Origin of the sequence: Acinetobacter sp. AS5 (genome assembly GCF_048957595.1) — a bacterium.
GTDB lineage: Bacteria > Pseudomonadota > Gammaproteobacteria > Pseudomonadales > Moraxellaceae > Acinetobacter.
Genome location: NZ_JARDAL010000165.1, coordinates 1 through 579, shown reverse-complemented (window position 1 = coordinate 579; position 579 = coordinate 1). Strand labels below are relative to the sequence as shown.

At 43.4% G+C, this 579-nt stretch carries 1 pseudogene; it reads right to left on the bottom strand.

What is annotated here, in order from left to right:
• Positions 1 to 579, bottom strand: a pseudogene (locus PV763_RS17770) (IS5-like element IS17 family transposase); the annotation flags it as partial.

Genomic DNA, 579 nt, shown 5'->3' with positions numbered 1-579 from the left:
GACCTGACGGCATTGCTTGGTGTCATAAGCTCCATCGGTATAAACAGAGTCAATCTGCTCATCTTGTGGAATCTGATTAAGTAAATCACCAAGCACCTGTGAATCACTGACATTATTGGTTGTGAGCTGAATAGCGCGTATTTGTAGGGTTTTGGCATCTATACCAATATGTAGTTTACGCCATTGGCGACGATATTCAGCTCCATGTTTCTTGCGTTTCCATTCGCCCTCACCTAGAAACTTCATGCCTGTAGAGTCTACGAGTAGATGCAGCCCATCGCTACTTTTTTGGTAGCTGATTGCAATATCAATATGCTTTTGTCTTCTACAAAGCGTACTGTAATCTGGTGCGGTCCAATTTAATCCGCAAAGTTTAATCAGACTTTGCACAAAGCCAGTGACCATACGTAAAGATAGACGGAATAAGGATTTAATCATTAAGCAGCATTGGATAGCTGCGTCGGAGTAGGTTTGATTTCGCCCTTGTTTGCCTTTTGATGGAGCATACCATTGCGTAGCAGGATCAAACCAAATGGCAATATTTCCGCGACTCATGAGTGCTCGGTTATATGCGGGCCA